At 57.6% G+C, this 17,644-nt stretch carries 18 protein-coding genes and 1 other RNA gene; 11 read left to right on the top strand and 8 right to left on the bottom strand.

Annotation, left to right across the window (positions count from 1 at the left end):
- The first annotated feature begins 18 nt into the window (after positions 1-18).
- The 3 genes from BUA39_RS03235 to BUA39_RS03225 all read left to right on the top strand — a co-directional run bounded on the left by BUA39_RS03235 (position 19) and on the right by BUA39_RS03225 (position 4,199).
- Complete coding sequence (locus tag BUA39_RS03235) at positions 19-1,908, top strand: acyl-CoA synthetase (RefSeq protein WP_072790838.1); 1,890 nt, start codon at positions 19-21, stop codon at positions 1,906-1,908.
- Between the two features lie 210 nt (positions 1,909-2,118).
- Positions 2,119-3,603 carry a glycerol kinase GlpK gene (gene glpK / locus BUA39_RS03230; RefSeq protein ID WP_072790835.1) on the top strand — a complete coding sequence of 495 codons (1,485 nt, stop codon included), beginning with the start codon at positions 2,119-2,121 and terminating at the stop codon, positions 3,601-3,603.
- Positions 3,604-3,680: 77 nt separating this feature from the next.
- A complete protein-coding gene (locus BUA39_RS03225; RefSeq protein WP_072790832.1) occupies positions 3,681-4,199 on the top strand; it encodes an alkylphosphonate utilization protein in 519 nt (172 codons plus the stop codon).
- Positions 4,200-4,208: 9 nt separating this feature from the next.
- Here BUA39_RS03225 and dtd read toward each other — a convergent pair whose 3' ends face one another.
- From dtd to BUA39_RS03190, 7 genes are all read right to left on the bottom strand, one after another.
- Positions 4,209-4,658: a D-aminoacyl-tRNA deacylase gene (dtd, locus tag BUA39_RS03220; protein ID WP_072790829.1), complete on the bottom strand. Its 450-nt coding sequence runs from the start codon at positions 4,656-4,658 to the stop codon at positions 4,209-4,211.
- Positions 4,659-4,676: 18 nt separating this feature from the next.
- Positions 4,677-5,792 carry a TFIIB-type zinc ribbon-containing protein gene (locus BUA39_RS03215; RefSeq protein ID WP_072790825.1) on the bottom strand — a complete coding sequence of 372 codons (1,116 nt, stop codon included), beginning with the start codon at positions 5,790-5,792 and terminating at the stop codon, positions 4,677-4,679.
- 38 nt (positions 5,793-5,830) lie between these two features.
- Entirely contained in the window at positions 5,831-6,967 is a 1,137-nt protein-coding gene (locus BUA39_RS03210; protein ID WP_072790822.1) for an SPFH domain-containing protein, read from the bottom strand.
- Between the two features lie 18 nt (positions 6,968-6,985).
- The gene (locus BUA39_RS03205) at positions 6,986-7,918 is read right to left on the bottom strand and encodes a DUF2927 domain-containing protein (protein WP_110721804.1); all 933 of its coding nucleotides are present in this window, start codon (positions 7,916-7,918) and stop codon (positions 6,986-6,988) included.
- 5 nt (positions 7,919-7,923) lie between these two features.
- Positions 7,924-9,123: a toxic anion resistance protein gene (locus tag BUA39_RS03200; RefSeq protein WP_072790816.1), complete on the bottom strand. Its 1,200-nt coding sequence runs from the start codon at positions 9,121-9,123 to the stop codon at positions 7,924-7,926.
- Between the two features lie 24 nt (positions 9,124-9,147).
- Complete coding sequence (locus tag BUA39_RS03195) at positions 9,148-10,035, bottom strand: 5-bromo-4-chloroindolyl phosphate hydrolysis family protein (RefSeq protein WP_072790812.1); 888 nt, start codon at positions 10,033-10,035, stop codon at positions 9,148-9,150.
- A gap of 234 nt (positions 10,036-10,269) precedes the next feature.
- Positions 10,270-11,298, bottom strand: a complete 1,029-nt coding sequence (locus BUA39_RS03190; protein WP_072790809.1) for a pseudouridine synthase — start codon at positions 11,296-11,298, stop codon at positions 10,270-10,272.
- A 62-nt stretch (positions 11,299-11,360) separates the two neighbouring features.
- Between BUA39_RS03190 and BUA39_RS03185 the strand changes: the two genes are divergently transcribed.
- Positions 11,361-11,816 carry a nucleoside deaminase gene (locus BUA39_RS03185; RefSeq protein WP_072790806.1) on the top strand — a complete coding sequence of 152 codons (456 nt, stop codon included), beginning with the start codon at positions 11,361-11,363 and terminating at the stop codon, positions 11,814-11,816.
- Between the two features lie 166 nt (positions 11,817-11,982).
- Here the strand turns inward: BUA39_RS03185 and BUA39_RS03180 are convergent, their stop codons facing one another.
- Positions 11,983-12,288 carry a hypothetical protein gene (locus tag BUA39_RS03180; RefSeq protein WP_072790802.1) on the bottom strand — a complete coding sequence of 102 codons (306 nt, stop codon included), beginning with the start codon at positions 12,286-12,288 and terminating at the stop codon, positions 11,983-11,985.
- Between the two features lie 57 nt (positions 12,289-12,345).
- On the opposite strand from BUA39_RS03180, the gene BUA39_RS03175 reads away from it, so the two are divergent.
- The 7 genes from BUA39_RS03175 (at position 12,346) to BUA39_RS03145 (ending at position 17,521) form a co-directional block, all read left to right on the top strand.
- Positions 12,346-13,002: a ceramidase domain-containing protein gene (locus tag BUA39_RS03175; protein ID WP_072790798.1), complete on the top strand. Its 657-nt coding sequence runs from the start codon at positions 12,346-12,348 to the stop codon at positions 13,000-13,002.
- Between the two features lie 33 nt (positions 13,003-13,035).
- A complete protein-coding gene (gene gatC, locus BUA39_RS03170; RefSeq protein WP_072790795.1) occupies positions 13,036-13,323 on the top strand; it encodes an Asp-tRNA(Asn)/Glu-tRNA(Gln) amidotransferase subunit GatC in 288 nt (95 codons plus the stop codon).
- Positions 13,323-14,810, top strand: coding sequence for an Asp-tRNA(Asn)/Glu-tRNA(Gln) amidotransferase subunit GatA (gene gatA / locus BUA39_RS03165; RefSeq protein WP_072790792.1), 1,488 nt, complete (start codon positions 13,323-13,325; stop codon positions 14,808-14,810). Before gatC ends, gatA begins: the two co-directional genes overlap by 1 nt.
- A 34-nt stretch (positions 14,811-14,844) precedes the next feature.
- A complete protein-coding gene (locus BUA39_RS03160; protein WP_072790790.1) occupies positions 14,845-15,522 on the top strand; it encodes a hypothetical protein in 678 nt (225 codons plus the stop codon).
- Positions 15,522-16,214 carry an N-acetylmuramoyl-L-alanine amidase gene (locus BUA39_RS03155; protein ID WP_110721803.1) on the top strand — a complete coding sequence of 231 codons (693 nt, stop codon included), beginning with the start codon at positions 15,522-15,524 and terminating at the stop codon, positions 16,212-16,214. The genes BUA39_RS03160 and BUA39_RS03155 overlap by 1 nt, the downstream gene beginning before the upstream one ends.
- 87 nt (positions 16,215-16,301) lie before the next feature.
- Positions 16,302-16,671: RNase P RNA component class A (gene rnpB, locus BUA39_RS03150), an RNA gene on the top strand.
- 70 nt (positions 16,672-16,741) lie between these two features.
- Positions 16,742-17,521 (top strand): hypothetical protein, encoded by a 780-nt coding sequence (locus BUA39_RS03145; RefSeq protein ID WP_072790787.1) that lies wholly within the window; start codon positions 16,742-16,744, stop codon positions 17,519-17,521.
- The last annotated feature ends 123 nt before the right edge of the window (positions 17,522-17,644 follow it).

Genomic DNA, 17,644 nt, shown 5'->3' with positions numbered 1-17,644 from the left:
GGCAAGGGGAGGAGTGCGATGACTTTCGCATCAATGGAAGAACGCAACGCGATTGAGCAAGAAATGCCATGGGCAGACCGCGATGTCGCAACCACATTTTATGATTTTCTGACACGGGTGATGGACAAGTTCCCGGATCGACCTGCCGTCAGTTATCAACTGACCTCAGGCCCGAAGGACAAGGCGGAAACCCTGACATGGGCAGACCTGCATCGCCAGTCCGTGCAAGCCGCGAACCTTTTTCGGGACCTTGGGATCAACGAGGGGGACAGCGTCGCCTATGTGCTGCCCAACGCCAATGAAACGCTGTTTGCGCTTTTTGGTGGGATGATCGCAGGCGTAGCCAACCCAATCAACCCGCTGCTTGATCCCGAACAAATCGCCTCGATCCTGCGCGAAACAGGGGCCAAGGTTGTGGTGACGCTTAAGGCGTTTCCAAAGACCGATGTGCCGCAGAAAGTGGCAGAGGCCGTGGCGCTAGCGCCGGATGTGCATACGGTGCTTGAGGTCGACCTGCTGCGGTATCTTACCCCGCCCAAAAGTTGGATCGTGCCGTTGATCCGCCCGAAGAACCCTGTTCGTCATAAGGCCAAGGTTCTGGATTTTCGGGCCGAGATGGCAAAGCAGCCCGTCACGTTGAGTTTTGATGACAGCACAGGCAACCGGGTCGGGGCCTATTTCCACACGGGCGGCACCACGGGTATGCCAAAGGTGGCCCAGCATTGTTATGAAGGCATGGTCTACAACGGTTGGATCGGTCAGCGACTGCTGTTTGATGAAAACGATACGATCATGTGCCCGCTGCCGCTGTTTCACGTTTTTGCAGTGCAGGTCATTATGATGTCGGCGATTGCCTCGGGCGCGCATGTGGTGTTCCCAACCCCGCAAGGCTATCGCGGCGAGGGCGTCTTTGACAATTTCTGGAAGCTGATCGAGCGATGGAACATCACTTTTATTATCACCGTGCCCACCGCGGTTTCGGCCCTGATGCAACGCCCCGTAAACGCCGATATTTCATCGGTCGAAGTGGCGTTTTCAGGCTCTGCCCCCATGCCGATCGAATTGTTCAAACGGTTTGAGAAGGCGTCCGACATTACCATTGTCGAGGGCTATGGGCTGACAGAGGCGACTTGCCTTGTGTCTTGCAACCCGGTTGATGGCAAAAAGAAGGTCGGATCAGTCGGCATCCCGTTCCCACATACCGAGGTCAAGATCGTCGCTCAGACAGATGAGGGACCGGCGGAATGCAAGACCGATGAGGTTGGCGAAATCTGTATAGCCAGCCCAGGTGTCTACGTGGGCAGTACCTACACCGACGTGTTGAACAACAAGGACCTCTATTATCAGGATCGTTTTCTTCGCACGGGCGATCTTGGGCGCGTTGATGCAGACGGCTATGTCTGGATCACAGGGCGGGCCAAAGACCTGATTATCCGTGGCGGGCACAATATTGACCCGGCTGAAATTGAAGAAGCATTGGTATTGCACCCCGCCGTCGCCATGGCAGGCGTGATTGGGCAACCTGATAAGCATTCAGGCGAACTGCCCTGCGCCTATGTGGAACTGGTCGAAGGTGCCTCGGCAACCGCCGAAGAATTGATGGCGCACGCCAAGACACATGTGCATGAACGCGCCGCGCAGCCGAAACATGTCGAGGTTCTGGATGAATTGCCCAAGACCGCTGTGGGGAAGGTGTTTAAGCCTGACTTGCGCAAGCGCGCCATTACGCGCGTTTATGACGCGGCCTTGGCTGAGGCCGGTCTGGACGTGCAGGTTTCAGAGGTGATTGACGACAAACGGCGCGGACTTGTGGCGCAGTTGTCAGGCGATAAATCCAGGGAAGCAGCGGTCGCCGAAGTGCTGGGTAACTTCACCAGACCTTGGGAGTGGTCGGGCGACGCGGTGTGATTGCGCCGTGTTTATCAGATTTTGATGTGATTTTGGCCCGATGTGAATGTTGTTTTTGCATTCATATCTTTTCAAACGCGCATCAAGCCGCTAGGAAAGGCCCATGTTGCGTTTGGGAGGGCGGAGCATCCGTGCTGGTTGCGCCCTCCTGACACAACGCCATTGTTCGTTTGAATGCTGGGAAAGCTGCAAAGATAGGGTGAGGACCGCATGACTTATATTCTGGCCATTGACCAAGGGACGACATCGACACGGGCGATTGTCTTTGACGCTCAGATGAAAATCGTCACCAGCGCCCAGGAAGAATTCAAACAGCATTTCCCTGCCTCGGGCTGGGTCGAACACGACCCAATTGACCTGTGGACCACAACGCTGTCGACCTGCAAGGCCGCGGTGGCCGATGCCGGGCTGACGATGGGCGACATCACCGCCATTGGCATCACCAACCAGCGCGAAACGACATTGGTCTGGGATCGCCAGACCGGCGAACCTGTGCACAACGCCATTGTCTGGCAGGACCGCCGCACCGCCGACATCTGCCGCATCCTGAAAACCGAAGGTCACGAGCCGCTGATCACCGAAACGACGGGCCTTTTGCTGGACCCGTATTTTTCGTCGACCAAAGTGAAGTGGATTTTGGACCACAACGAGGGTCTGCACGCTCGCGCACGTCTGGGGCAATTGGCGTTTGGGACGGTCGACAGTTGGCTGATCTGGAACCTGACCGGCGGCAAGCGCCATGTCACTGATGCCACCAATGCCGCGCGGACGATGCTCTATGACATCCACAAGGGCAAATGGAGCAGCCGGATTTGTGACCTTCTGGACATCCCGCAAGCGATGCTGCCCGAGGTGTTGGACTGCGCGGCCGATTTTGGCACCACAGACGCAGGTATTTTTGGGGCCGAGGTGCCGATCCTTGGCGTCGCAGGGGACCAGCAGGCGGCCACAATCGGGAACGCCTGCTTTGAGCCAGGCATGTTGAAATCCACCTATGGCACCGGTTGTTTTGCGCTTCTGAACACAGGTGATACGCCTGTGACCTCAAAAAACCGGCTTTTGACAACCATTGGCTATCAGCTCGACGGCAAACCGACCTACGCACTGGAAGGCGCGATTTTCATTGCTGGCGCGGTGGTGCAGTGGCTGCGCGATGGTCTTGGCATCATCGAAAACGCCAGCGAAACGCAGGCACTCGCAGAACAGGCCGACAAGGCGCAGGACCTGATCCTTGTGCCCGCTTTTACAGGGCTTGGCGCGCCGTATTGGGCACCGGATTGCCGGGGCGCGGTCTATGGGCTGACGCGCGGCTCTGGTCCCGCCGAATTCGCGCGGGCGGCGTTGGAAAGCGTCGGCTTTCAGACGCGTGACCTGTTGGAAGCAATGCATGGTGACATGGGCGAGGGCGCGGACGCAAAGTTGCGCGTCGACGGAGGCATGACCGCCAGCGATTGGGCGATGCAGTTCCTCGCCGACATCACCGGTGCGCCCGTGGATCGCCCGACCGTTCTGGAAAGCACAGCATTGGGTGTGGCGTGGTTGGCAGGCATGCGGGCAGGGGTTTACCCCGACCAAGACGGCTTTGCGGCAACATGGGCCTTGGACCGGACTTTTGAGCCGAAAATGCAGGAACCCTTCCGCGAAGACAAATACGCCGCATGGAAACGGGCAGTACAAGCGACATTGTCGGTCTAATCGATTGCGTCTGGATCTAAGTTCCTGTCGGGGCCATAAGCGGGCGTGATCCGCCGTATTTCGCCAAGGAGCCCGCCATGGCCTGCGCCCTATGTTCTGTTGATTTTGATCTGATCGAGCTACCTATAGCGCCTCACGATGAGAGCCTTGCGCTTTGCGCGACTTGTCACGCAGCTGCAACCGGGGAGATCAGCGATGCACCGCATTGGCAGTGCCTCCACGAAGCGATTTGGTCCACAGACGCGGCAACTCAGGTGCTCGCTTACCGGCTATTGAAGGCTCTGCCAGAAGCGCCTTGGGCGCGAGATCTTTTAGAAATTGCGTACCTAGACCCTGCGACCCTTGAATGGGCGGAAGCAGCAACGCCAAGTGCCAGCGATATTGTGCACCGCGACAGCAACGGTGCAGTTTTAGGCGCGGGCGACAATGTGGTGTTGATAAAGGACCTGCCCGTAAAGGGCGCAGGATTTACGGCCAAGCGCGGGACACCTGTGCGCAATATTTCACTAGTGCAGGACAATGATGGGCAGATTGAAGGCCGTGTTGAGGGGCAGCGTATCGTCATCCTGACCAAATTTGTGAAAAAGACAGGCTAGCCTTCGGGCCTATTTCCACTGATCGGTATCAATCCAAATCGTCACCGGGCCGTCATTCACAAGCGAAACCTTCATGTCCGCGCCAAATACTCCCTTTGCAATTGGGACACCGGTTTGCGCCAAAGCGTCTGCGAAATAATCGTAGAAGGCATTGCCTTCTTCGGCACCGCAGGCGGTTGAGAAACCGGGGCGATTGCCGGTTTTTGTATCGGCCGCAAGCGTGAATTGGCTGACGACCAACGCGCTGCCGCCGATGTCCTGAACGGATTTGTTCATCTTGCCGTTTTCGTCGGTGAAGATGCGCAGTTTGCTGATTTTGGCGGCCAACCGGTCGGCCTCGGCCTCTGTGTCGCCTTTCATGGCGCAGATCAGGACTAGCAGGCCTTGATTGATCTCACCCACACCTTCGCCATCCACTCGCACGGCGGCTTCGGACACTCTTTGGATCAAAGCGCGCATTGTCTTAACCTTTTGAAATTATTGGTTCGTTGCGACCACATATCCAATGCCAGCCGCCACGATGGCGCCCAGTAGCACGGCAAAGGCGATTTTCCAAGCGGACCAAGGGCGTTCGCCCTGAACGCGGCCTGTACGGCCATTCACGACAAAGCGGTAGGTCTTGCCACGGTATTTGTAGGCGGCCATCCAAACAGGCAGCAGGATATGTTTGAAGGTCACATCCGACACGGCGGTGTTGATGTCATGCACCCGCTGGCGGTCGCCGCCGATGTCAAATTTCACGTCCCGCAGGATCACGCGATCCATCAGCGCGCGCGCTTCAACAAAGCCTTCATTCAGTTCCACCGCGTAGCCCTCGGCACGAAACCCGGCGAGGAACTCTGGCCGGTAAGGTTCCAGCGCATCAAGATCCCAAGGCGGCAGCGCGTCGGTGAATTTTTTCGGGAGGCTTTTGGAGGCCAGCACCAGAACATCGTCAAAGAACCGCGCCACCCGGCCAGAGACCGGACGCCAACGGACCTTGGTCACGGTCTGTTGCTGCGGCTTGCCATCGCGCATGACAGTGCGGGTTTGATGGTATTCGGTCCCGCGCTCTCCGCGATAGGAGGATTTGGTGTCGGCATCAAAGGTCCAATAGGGGACATAGATGCCGTCCATCTTGCGACCTTTTCGGGCGTATTCCTGCAGCCCATTAGGGGCAAACCAAAGCTTGCCCAGCCAATCCGTCATGGCACGGTTGGCGGCGCGTTCATTCAGGGCGAAAGGCAGAACGCCCTTGGGTTTGATATGCCGGTGCCGCCCGGTGTCTGTCACCACGGGAGTTGCGCAAAAGGGACATTCTTTTGAGTGGTTTACGACATCAAATTCAACTTGCGCCGCGCAGTTCGGGCAAGTCGACACGCGGGTCTCTTCGATTTCCTGAGCAGGCAGTTGATTGTTGATCGCAGAAACGAAATCCAACTCGTTGATCGACCCTTTCCAAGGTCCCGTGTCTTTGACCTCGGCGGTATTGCCGCAGTGATCGCAGACGAGTTGAGATTCCTTTGGATCAAAGCGAAAATCCGCCCCGCATTGGTCGCAAGGAAAACGATGCGCAGCTTGCGGCGCGGGGGGTGGCGGGGGCGTGTCGGTCATGGGTGGTCGTGTATTCTATGCTTTCAAAACGGCTGGCATTACACACCCGGCGGTGGGGGCGGCGGCATTATTGTAAAAAGCTGCGCAAGTTCCTGCACGTCGCCCGCAGGTTTCCAGCCGTCTTGCCCTGCCGTCCAGACATAGGTTTCACGTTTCAACGTGCCCTCGGCGGCCATCTGGCCCAGACGTGCCTTGGAAAACGGGCCAGTGGTTTTGCCGTTTTCCGCGATGTGCCACACATGTTCCACGGGTGGTGGCGGCGGTGCAGGCTGAGCAGCCGGAGACTGCGTCATGCCCCATGGCCCCATCGTCTGGGTGGTACCGCCAAAACCTTGCTGCATCACGTTGCCGGCCATGGCCATGCCCAGACCAGCCCCAAGGCCCGCACCCATGGCATCGCCTGCGCCGCCGCCTTTGCCCACGGCCTCAGCCGCTTTCCAGCGCATATGGTCATTGAGGTTTCCAGCAATCCCGCGCGATGTGCGGTCATCCAGTGCCTGTTCCACGGCAGGGGGCAGCGAGATGTTTTCGATATATAGTTCTGGGATCGACAGACCATATTGGGCGATCACGGGATCGATCGCTTCGGCGACAATCTTGCCAAACTCAGCGGTATTCGCCGCCATATCCAGCACCGGAATGCCTGAGCCAGCGATCACACGAGAAAACTCTTGCACGATGATATTACGGATCTGGAACGAGATTTCGTCCATCGTGAATTCGCCATCGGTGCCGACGATTTCAGTCAAAAAACGCGCCGGGTCTGTCACGCGGATCGAATAAGTGCCGTATGAGCGCAACCGCACGGGGCCAAATTCGGGGTCGCGCGCCATGATTGGGTTCTTGGTGCCCCATTTCAGATCATTGAATCGCGTGGTGTTGACGAAATAGATCTCCGACTTGAATGGGCTTTGAAAGGCGTGGTCCCAATGCTGCAGCGTGGTCATAATCGGCATGTTGTTGGTTTCAAGCATGTAAAGACCGGGCGTAAAGACATCCGCCAATTGGCCCTCGTGCACAAACACGGCAGCCTGACCTTCGCGGACCGTCAGCTTGGCACCATATTTGATCTCATGGCCTTCGCGTTCAAACCGCCAAACCATCGTGTCGCGTGTGTCATCCGTCCAATGAATGACGTCGATAAATTCGCCTTTGAGAAAATCGAAAATACCCATGGGACACTCCTTACTGTGTTACGTGTTCGGCGCGGTCAATTCGCCGGCCATTTGTTTGACGATGGGGCGGGCCTCATACGCAGTCATGCCAATCCGAAGGCGCGGATCATACAGCATTTGCAGCAATTTCTCATCATGGCTGGTGAGATAAGCGAACTCATCATCGTCGTTGAAAATTGAGGGGCGCGCGTTGGGGCTGTCGTTCACAAGACCCATGCCCTGCGCGATTTCTTCGTGGAAACAGGCCTGGCGAAGCAGCGTTGGGTGCTCTGCGCGCACAATGGCGACGGCAGAGGTGATGCGCGGCTTAGCGCTGTCTTCGTGGCTGACGACCACAAGGCAATGCATGTCGCGCGGCAGATTCTGCAGGAGTCTGCGATTGGCGGTCGAGAGATCGGGCAGAAGCGCCGCAAAACGCGTTTGCATGGCCGTGCGATCGTCTTCGCCAATCACCAAGACATGGAAATTCGCGCGCCCTGACACGGCCCGCACCGGGTGCCGGGTGATGCGACCCAACCGGTTCGTAAATCGGGCAACAAAGGCGCTGTCGGCCTTTTGCTGTTCTGATGGCACGCTTGGGCCAAATTCAACCGCGACCCGCACGGGGGCTTCCCAACGTGCCAAAAGCCGCGCTTCGCCGCTTGAGGCCTGCAGGCGCGCGCCGATTTCATGTTCGTCGTAAAAGGCAATGCGTTCAAAGTTCCGCGCCAACATCGTGGCGCTATAGGGTGTGTCCGGTCCGCCGCCGTCAACCCGCATCAACCCCTGAACCAGCAGGTCCTCTTGCAGATGGGCGTAGTAGCGGCGGATGGCTTCACTTTGTTGGCTTGGGGCCGCAGGCAGGGGCAGCGCGACAGGTGTCGGCTTGACCGGCGCACTTTCGGGCGCGGCGAGCGTGCAGGCGCCAAGGACGCCTGCGGCCAGCATGGATTTGACTACGGCCCCTCGCATTTTGCTTATTCAGCGCCCGCAGAGGTCGCAACGGTATCGCCCAGACCGGTCGCCTTGGCCTTGGCGGCTGCAAGCGTGTCGCGCAGTTCAGCCTCCATGGCTTTCAGGTCTTCCTCGGCTGCGGCACGTTTGGCCTTGCCTTCATCCGCGATTTGCAGGCTTTCCTCGATGGTGCCGATCAGATCCGCGTTGGCCTGTTTCACAGCTTCGATATCAAAGACACCGCGTTCCATCTCTTCGCGGATCATCTTATTGCTTTCGCGCAGATTTTTCGCGTTTGCGGTCAAAAGCTCGTTGGTCAGGTCATTGGCATCGCGTACAGCCGCAGCCGCTTCGGCAGAGCGTTGGATGGTGACTGCCTGCGCCAGTTGGGTCTCCCACAGGGGCACCGTATTGACGAGGGTCGAGTTGATCTTGGTGACGAGCGATTTGTCGTTTTCCTGCACCAACCGGATTGAGGGCAGCGACTGCATCGTGACCTGACGGGTCAGTTTCAGGTCATGCACCCGGCGTTCCAGATCATCTCGGGCGGCGCGCAGATCGCGCAATTCTTGCGCCTTCATCACCTGCTTATCTTCAGGCGCGGCTTGCACCTCTGCTTCCTTGGCAGGAATGTCGCGGCCATCCAATTCTGCAATTTTGGCCTCGCCTGCCGCGATATACAGCGCCAGTTCATCATAGAAGGTCAGCGTCTTTTCATAAAGCAAATCCAAGGACTTAATGTCCTTCATCAGCTTATGTTCGTGATCCAGAAGGTTGTCGGTGATGCGGTCAATCTGGTCCTGAACTTCCTCAAATCGCGCGGTGAATTTCGCAAAAGGCGCAGCGCGTCCCAGCAGTTTTTCCCAGAAGGACCGTTCCCGGCGCACATCCAGTTCCGACACTGAAAAGCCGCGAATTGTGGTCACGATATTGCGCAGGCTGTCGCCGGCGGGGCCGACATCTTTGTTGCGCACATCCTGAAGCATGGCTTGGCTGATTTCCTGCAACTCGGCCTGAGCGGATGAGCCGAAAGTCACGATGGAATTGGTGTCTTCCATGTTCAGCTCGGCCATGCGTTTGGCGATTTCATCGCTGGTCGGCGCGTCGGCCTCTGCTAATGGGACGATGGCGTTGGCTTCCACCGGTTCTGGCAGCACCACAGCGGTGACTTCTTCGACCTCGGCCAAGGCGGCCTCGGCTTTTTGACGTACAGTGTCAGACATGTAATTCCCCTCGTTTTACGAATATCAGGCGTCGTTGCGGATGCCCTCGCGTTGCAGCCTTTCGCGCAACACGTCGATTTCAATCGTCAGGTCTGAATGATCATTCAGCAAGAGTTTTTGCGTCCGGGCAGCGAAATTCTGTTCAAGATCATCAAGCAGAGCGGCATAACCCTCACGCGCCTCGGCACTTTGATTGCGACTGTAGACATCGGCAAACTTCGCAGTCGCGTCGCGTGCGCCCTTCAAATAGACGCTTAGGTATTTGCGCGCGGAGGTCAGATCACGCGGGTCATCTTCGATGGTGCGAAAGAGATCACGCGCGGTTTTCTGAAAATCTTCGACGCGGCGTTCCATTTTGCGGTCGCCTGCGCGTTTAATGGCGTCTGACATCGCGGTGAGGTGCTTTTCAGCCTCATCTACGGCGCGCGCCACGCGGTCGGTCTGATGCAGGTCAACGCCATCAACGCCCTTGTTGCGCAGTGGGTCTACACCAAAGGCAAGGCTATGGAGCAGTATGCCCACGATTGTGAAAATCACCGCTTCGACCATGCCAAAGCCAGCCATACCAGCCACCCCAAGGCCAAGCCCGGTCAGCAGCGACCCTGCCATTTTGCGGGGCAGAGCAGGGCGACGCGCGACTTTGCGTGCGTCATAGGCTTCCTGCGCAACGATTCCTTCGCGGGTCAGCCAAGCGGCCAGCATCAGCGTGCCAAGGGCCAAGAGGTACAGCCCCATCGACACAGGCGACGAAGTGAAGGCTTTCCAAATCAGGGGCAGGGGGGCAAGAAACAGCAAATTAACGCGCACGCCAGTGCGGCTGCGTTTGGCATTTAGAAATGGGCCGGGTTTGGTATCGGCTTTGTCCGTGGTCGCGCCGTCCGGGCTGAATTTTCCGCCATATCTCTGGGCCATTATGCGCCGCCTCCTGCCATGGCGACGTAAAGCATCAATATGACAAGCAGAACAAATGCCAGTTTCTGCAACCCTGTTGCGGACATAACGCCAATCCCCCGATACCCACGATACTCAGGTCGAATCTAGGGACATTGGCAGCGTGTTACTAGGGGGATTGCTGTCTTTTTCCCGGTTCTTATGCTGTCACGGCAAGGGTTTGCCTGCCAAGGCATGCCGGCGCCTTAGCGGCTCTCAGCGACGCTTTGACCCTTTTGGTCCAGTCGGCAGGCCACCTGTGGGCTTTGACCTTGAGGTGGGTGTACCGCTGCGCGGCTTGCCCTTTGCCATTGGTCCTGGTCCGCGTTTGGTGGGGTCTGTTGGTGGCTTTCCACCGGCAAATCCGCGACCACGCGGGGCGCCTTTTGAATTGGCGCGTTCTGTCGGCGCGCCAGACTTCGTTTTCCCGCCATCAAAATTGGCTGCGCCCGGTTTGCGACGCCGTTGCGGTGTCTTGCGGCTTTCTGGCGGCACAGCGCCTTCCAATCCCAAATGATCGCGCACTACGCGTGGACGCACTTCGTCCACCGCGCCGGGTTTCAGATCGCCGAGTTGAAACGGTCCATAGGCCACACGGATCAGGCGGTTCACGGTCAAACCAATTTCGGCCATCGCGCGCCGGATTTCGCGGTTTTTGCCTTCTTTAAGCGACACAGTGATCCAGGCATTCGCGCCTTGCTGGCGGTCCAGGCTGATCACCATCGGCGCGAACTTCTCTCCATCCACCGTGATCCCGCGACGCAGAGGCGTGAACGTCTCTTCTGTCGGACGCCCGTTGACGCGGACGCGGTATTTGCGCACCCAGCCGGTTGAAGGCAGTTCCAGCTTTCTCTTGACCTCTCCGTCGTTGGTCAAAAGCAGCAGACCTTCAGAGTTCAAATCAAGCCGCCCTACAGTCAGAACGTGTTTCGGCATGTCTTCTGGCAGGTCGTCAAAGATCGTCTCGCGATCTTTGTCATCCTTATGGGTTGTCACGCGCCCCACAGGCTTGTGGTAAAGCCAGATCCGCTCTGGCTCTTTTTCACCAATCGGTTTGCCGTCAACTTCGATCTGGTCGCGCGCCGTCACATTCAGGGCTGGGGAGGTCAGAACCTCGCCATTCACAGAAACGCGTCCCGCCTCGATCATGCGCTCTGCATCCCGCCGCGAGGCGACACCTGCACGGGAGAGAACTTTGGCAATACGGTCGCCTGCGGGTGTCTTTGGGGGTTGTTTCTGGCTCATTTGCCTCTCCTACATTTGAATGCCCCATTGCGAAAGGGCCAATCATCGGGCATCTGATTTTGATGACCCGGTTTAAGAGCCATATGGACCAAGCGCTGGAAGAAGCGCGCGCCGCCGCCACACGGAGCGAAGTGCCTGTTGGCGCGGTGCTTGTCGGCCCGGATGGCATTGTGCTGGCTAGCGCGGGCAACCGTACACGTGAATTGATTGATCCCACCGGGCACGCCGAAATCCTTGCCATCCGGGCAGCGTGTCAGGCGCTCGGATCAGAACGCCTGCCGGGCTGTGACCTATACGTGACGCTAGAGCCATGCCCTATGTGCGCCTCGGCCATTTCCCAAGCCCGCATCGCGCGGGTGTATTATGGCGCGACTGATCCCAAATCCGGCGGCGTGGCCCAAGGCCCGCGTGTCTTTGACCACCCGCAAAGCCATCACAGACCTGAAGTCTATGATGGGATTTCAGCGGAAGCTTGCGAAGATCTGCTAAAGACATTCTTTCAAGAAAAACGGTCCTGACCTTCTTATTTGCAAAAATACTCTAATCCTATGGCTTCGAGTGCGCCTATAGCTCGATGGGCGTCATCGCCTCAGGCTCAATCACATTCACGCTTGGACAGGCATTTGCAGTCACAATAGTGGGCCAGACCATACCGTTTGCAAAAAAGATCCACCTAGATGTTGATCAATTTTCCAACCAGCCGTCTTCGTCAAATGCTACGATCAGGGGGGCACCAAACTCCTCCGCCAAGTCAAAGGTATCACCGTTTTCAGTTCTCAGAGAAATTGAAAACGACCCAATCAATTCGTGATTTGAGAAGAACGCGCGCATTGCGCTTCGTGCGGCTATGCCAATTGCTTTTTCAACGTGTGCGCTTGCAGCTTTTCCGGTGTTGTACCTTATGTGGTTGAGCGCTTCTTGCATACCTTGCTCGACCGCATTGCGGACGATCTCACTTCCAAACTGCTCAATTTCCTTATCGAAAACCATTTTCTCGCTCCATATTCTAAGTTGACGCTAAGCTAATTCAATGAGTCGGAGAAGCCCATGGACCTCACTCAATCTGTTGACGGTTATTGCGAACGTATTGATCCGTCCTTTTGGGCAGAGCCAGTCAATGCAATCACCAACGCGGCGTTTCTGATTGCGGCCATTATCATGTGGCGGCGCAGCGATGGGCTGCGGATTGCGCAGCTTTTATGCATCATTCTGTTTGCCATCGGCATCGGAAGCTTTCTTTTCCACACCTTTGCACAGACGTGGGCTGGGATGGCGGATGTTTTCCCGATCATCCTCTATATTCTCGTCTACATCTTTGCGGCGACACGCGATTTCTACGGGCAAAAATGGTGGATTGCGGCCCTCGCTGTGGTGTTATTCTTTCCCTACACGGCAGCATTGGTGCCGCTGTTCCAGCAAATCCCTGGTTTTGAAAGCTCCGCTGCTTATGGCCCTGTGCCGTTATTGATCTTTATCTACGCCTTTGGGCTTCGAAACGGGGCGCTTCAAACAGCGAAAGGTCTGGCCATCGGTGCGTCCATCGTGTGTCTTTCGCTCTTCTTCCGCTCCATTGATGAACCTTTGTGCAACATCCTGCCGCTTGGCACCCATTTCATGTGGCACATCCTGAATGGGATCGCGCTTGGCTGGATGATCGAGATCTACAGGCGACACATGCTTGCACGCCCCACAAAGCTTGGCTAAACGCTGTCTTCAAGTTTCAATTGGAGTTTGCCGATGTCGATTGACAAGGACACCGCAGCGCGCGTTGCAAAACTCGCGCGTATCAAGGTCGAAGAGGACGCGCTGCCCGCGCTGGCCGAAGAATTCAACACGATCCTTGGGTTCATCGAGCAGCTCAATGAAGTTGATGTTGAGGGCGTAGAGCCAATGACATCCGTGACCCCACAAAAGCTGAAACGCCGGGTGGATCAAGTGACGGATGGCGATCAGCAGGACAAGGTTCTGTCCAACGCGCCTGATGCGCGCGAAGGCTTTTTTGCGGTTCCAAAGGTGGTTGAGTAATGGCTGATCTAAACACACTCACGCTGGCTGAGGCGCGCGATAAACTGCGCGCAGGCGATGTGACCTCGGTTGAACTAACTGAGGCCTGCCTGAAAGAAATCGAAGGGGCAGGGGCGCTGAATGCCTTTGTCCACAACACGCCGGAACTTGCGTTGGAACAGGCGAAAGCCGCTGATGCGCGACTGGCTGCCCGTGATGCGCCTGCGATGTGTGGCCTGCCGATTGGGATCAAAGACCTGTTCTGCACCAAAGGCGTGCCAAGCCAAGCCGCAAGCCGGATTCTGGAAGGGTTTATTCCCGAGTATGAATCCACAGTATCGCAAAACCTGTTTGATGCGGGTTCTGTGATGCTGGGTAAGTTGAACATGGACGAATTTGCCATGGGCAGCTCCAACGAAACGTCGTGCTATGGCAATGCGGTCAACCCGTGGCGTCGCGGCAATGATGATGCGCAACTGACACCGGGCGGCTCCTCTGGTGGCTCGGCCTCTGCTGTTGCCGCGGACCTGTGCTTGGCGGCAACCGGCACCGACACCGGTGGCTCTATCCGCCAACCTGCGGCTTTCACCGGGATCACCGGGATCAAACCGACTTATGGCCGTTGTTCACGTTGGGGCGTTGTGGCCTTTGCAAGTTCGCTCGACCAAGCGGGTCCCATGACCAAATCCGTGCGCGACGCGGCGATCATGCTCGAAGCCATGTGTGGCCATGACCCGAAGGACAGCACATCAGCCGACCTGCCTGTGCCAAATTTTGAGGCCATGCTGACCGGTGACATCAAAGGCAAGAAAGTCGGTATCCCCAAAGAATACCGCATGGACGGCATGCCCGCAGAGATCGCAAAGCTTTGGGAAGACGGCACCGCGATGCTGAAAGCAGCCGGTGCAGAGATTGTCGACATCTCTCTGCCGCACACCAAATACGCTTTGCCAGCTTACTACGTGATTGCCCCGGCTGAGGCGTCTTCGAACCTCGCGCGCTATGACGGTGTGCGCTACGGCCATCGCGCGACTCTGGCGCAGGGCGATGGTATCACCGAGATGTACGAAAAGACTCGCGCCGAAGGGTTCGGCCATGAGGTGCAGCGCCGTGTGATGGTCGGCACCTATGTGCTGTCCGCAGGCTTTTATGATGCCTATTACAACCGCGCCCGCCGTGTGCGTGCCCTGATCAAGAAAGACTTCGATGATGTCTTTGCCGCAGGTGTGGATGCGATCCTGACGCCAGCAACGCCATCTGCGGCTTTTGGTCTGGGCGAAATGAACGACGCTGACCCGGTCAAGATGTATCTGAATGACGTCTTCACCGTCACCGTGAACCTTGCTGGTCTGCCGGGCATCGCCGTGCCAACTGGCACCGATGCGCAGGGCTTGCCACTGGGCCTGCAGCTGATTGGCCGTCCTTGGGAAGAAGGCGATCTGCTGAATACTGCCTATGCGCTTGAAAGCGCTGCCGGTTTCGTAGCCAAGCCCGGCAAGTGGTGGTAGATATCGGCCAAAGCAAAGTCGAATGAGGCACAGAATGCGGTGGATTTTCAGCGGTTGCGCGATATTGGCTTTGGCGGCATGTGAGCCGCCAGTGCCCAATAGCGGTGTTGGTTTTGACAACGACAATTTCCAGCCGCAGACCCCTGCCGGGTTTGAACCGGTCATTCCGCCTGCGCAGGCGCTGTCGCAGGAAACCCTTTCGACGCTAGACGCGACGCGGCCTTTGGGCAGCCAAGGCCCGCAGTTGGGCGAAACCGATACGGGCCGTACCGTGGTCGAGGCGAGCCCCGCGAACCCAGCGCCGGTTCGGTTGGAAAACGCGGGCATTTCGGACGAGAATGATTTTGAAGCGGTCGACTCGCGTCGCTCTATCGAAGCGGACGCCAAACGGCGTGAAGCGATTGCCGATCAGTATCAGGTTGTCGAGGCCACCAATCTGCCATCGCGAGACGGCAACACCGGCCCGAACATCGTAGCCTTTGCGCTGCAGCACAAAAACCAACCGGGCAATGCGATTTACAAACGGATTGGCCTGAACTCCGTGGCGCGTGCAGATCGCAATTGCCGCAAATATCCAAGTGCAGACCAGGCGCAGATTGATTTCCTTGCGCGTGGCGGACCCGAGAAAGATCGCATCGGCCTTGATCCTGATGGGGATGGCTATGCCTGCGATTGGGACCCAAGGCCGTTCCGCAACCTCGGCAGCAACTGATGGCGCCAAAAGCGCCTCAGATCATCCAAACACCTTCACCGAATTTCGGGCCGCGTCGCGATGGGGCAACGCCGTCATTGATCGTGCTGCACTACACGGCCATGGCCAGTGCCGAGGCAGCTTGCAACACGCTCTGCAATCCCGAGACCGAGGTTTCGGCCCATTACCTGATTTCTGGCAAAGGCCTAGTCCAACAACTGGTCGCCGAAGACATGCGCGCCTGGCACGCTGGGGCCGGGCAGTGGGGTGATATCACGGATGTGAACTCTCATTCCATTGGGATTGAGCTGGACAACCTTGGCACACACCCCTTTGCGGAACCGCAAATGGCGGCACTGGAATGGCTGCTGCCGCAAATCATGCAGCGCTGGGGCATTCCGCCCAAAAACGTCATTGCCCATTCCGACCTCGCGCCGCACCGCAAAATTGATCCCGGCCCGCGGTTTGATTGGCAACGCCTCGCGCGGCAGGAGCTGGCAATCTGGCCCGATGCGCAGCGCGCAGACAGTGACTGGAAAACCAGCGCCAAATCCTTTGGCTACCCTGTGACAGCGCTCAATGGCTGTGATGACCCAGCACCCGCCTGCTTCGCGGCCTTCCGCAGCCGCTTTCGCCCTTGGGCGAAGGACCCCGACGAAGATACCGAAGATCGCCGCATCATGGCGCGGCTTGCGGCTCAGGCCTCATCTTAATTTCATCTTTCCAAAAATACTCAGAATCAACATCACCGCCGCCACCCCGTTGACGGCCCCTGCGCCACCGCCTATCACGCAAGTCGCACAGGGGGCTGGATGGCCGCGGGGTAACCCGAGGAAAGTCCGGACTCCACAAGGCAATGGTGCCGGGTAACGCCCGGCTGGGGTAACCCAAGGGATAGCGCCACAGAGAAGAAACCGCCCTGCGCGTCAGGGTAAGGGTGAAACGGTGGAGTAAGAGCCCACCGCGGGACTGGCAACAGAACCGGCACGGCAAGCCCCACCAGGAGCAATGCCAAATAGGGACCGCGCGTGGGCAACCACAGGGGAGCTTTGCCCCGAGCAGGTCCGGGTTGGCAGCTAGAGGGCGCTTGGCAACAGGCGCTCAAGATGAATGGTCATCCAAAGAGGGCAACCTCTTGGACAGAATCCGGCTTATAGGCCCCCTGTGTAATTGTTTGCGGTCTGTGGTTGCCCCCAACAAAGCGCTTCGCATTTGTGCGTCCATTGCCTAGCCTGCGGGCATGACACCAACCCTCGATACCGGCCCAGATATTGGCCCACAAATCAAACTGGCAAAGGACCACCCGCTTTATGCACTCATCGACGAGGCGTATCGCGTCTTTGACGCCCCTAAGCCGAGTAGTACCGAAGTTTGCACGGGCTGCTGCATGGACCCCCACATCGAACTGCATTTCTTTGAGCCGCCCATTCGCGATTTGCCGCTGACCTATGTGCAGGACTGGTTCTTTGCAGCCTACGACCCCGAAGCCGGGGTTGCCAAGCCGACATGGGCCTATCTGCTGCCGCGTATTCTGGAGCTGCTCGCCGCTGCACAGGAGGTCAGCTATGTCGGCAACGAAGTGGCCCTTAGCCGCTTTCAGACAGGTGTGGCGGCCAATTGGAACGCACAAGAATGGTCCGTCATCGACCGCTTCCAGCGCGCTTTTCTGCGGGCTGAACTGCGCGAGGGAACTGACTACATCGACGACACTTTGTGCATGTTCGCATTGGCTGGCTGGTCCGTGTCCGACCTGACCGCCCAAATGCTAGAAGTCGACGACGCCACGCTTGCCAATCGCCTCTGGCGCGATTGGTGCCAACATTGCGTACCGGGCAAAGAATCCATCTGGATCACCGCCTTTTGGGAAAGCCCGGCCAACAGCGAAATTTACGATTTTTACACGTCCAAAGCCCTGCGTGACAGGATGGCCACGCTGGGGTTGGCAGAGACCACACCCCCAGACCTCGCCACCCGCGCGCTGGCCGTGGCGGCGGTGATTGAAGACAACGCGGCTTGGTAGGCACCTACGATCAATTGGCGTGTCACAGCCTACGGAGCAGTTCCGTCAAAAAATCCCCTTTTCTGTGACAATTCCATATCACCCCCATTGACTCGGCATCGCTTACCGTTAAAAGGCGGACTT

Source organism: Cognatishimia maritima (assembly GCF_900129685.1).
GTDB lineage: Bacteria > Pseudomonadota > Alphaproteobacteria > Rhodobacterales > Rhodobacteraceae > Cognatishimia > Cognatishimia maritima.
Note: the sequence above shows the minus strand (reverse complement) of the source record. Positions and strands in the feature narration are given on the sequence as shown.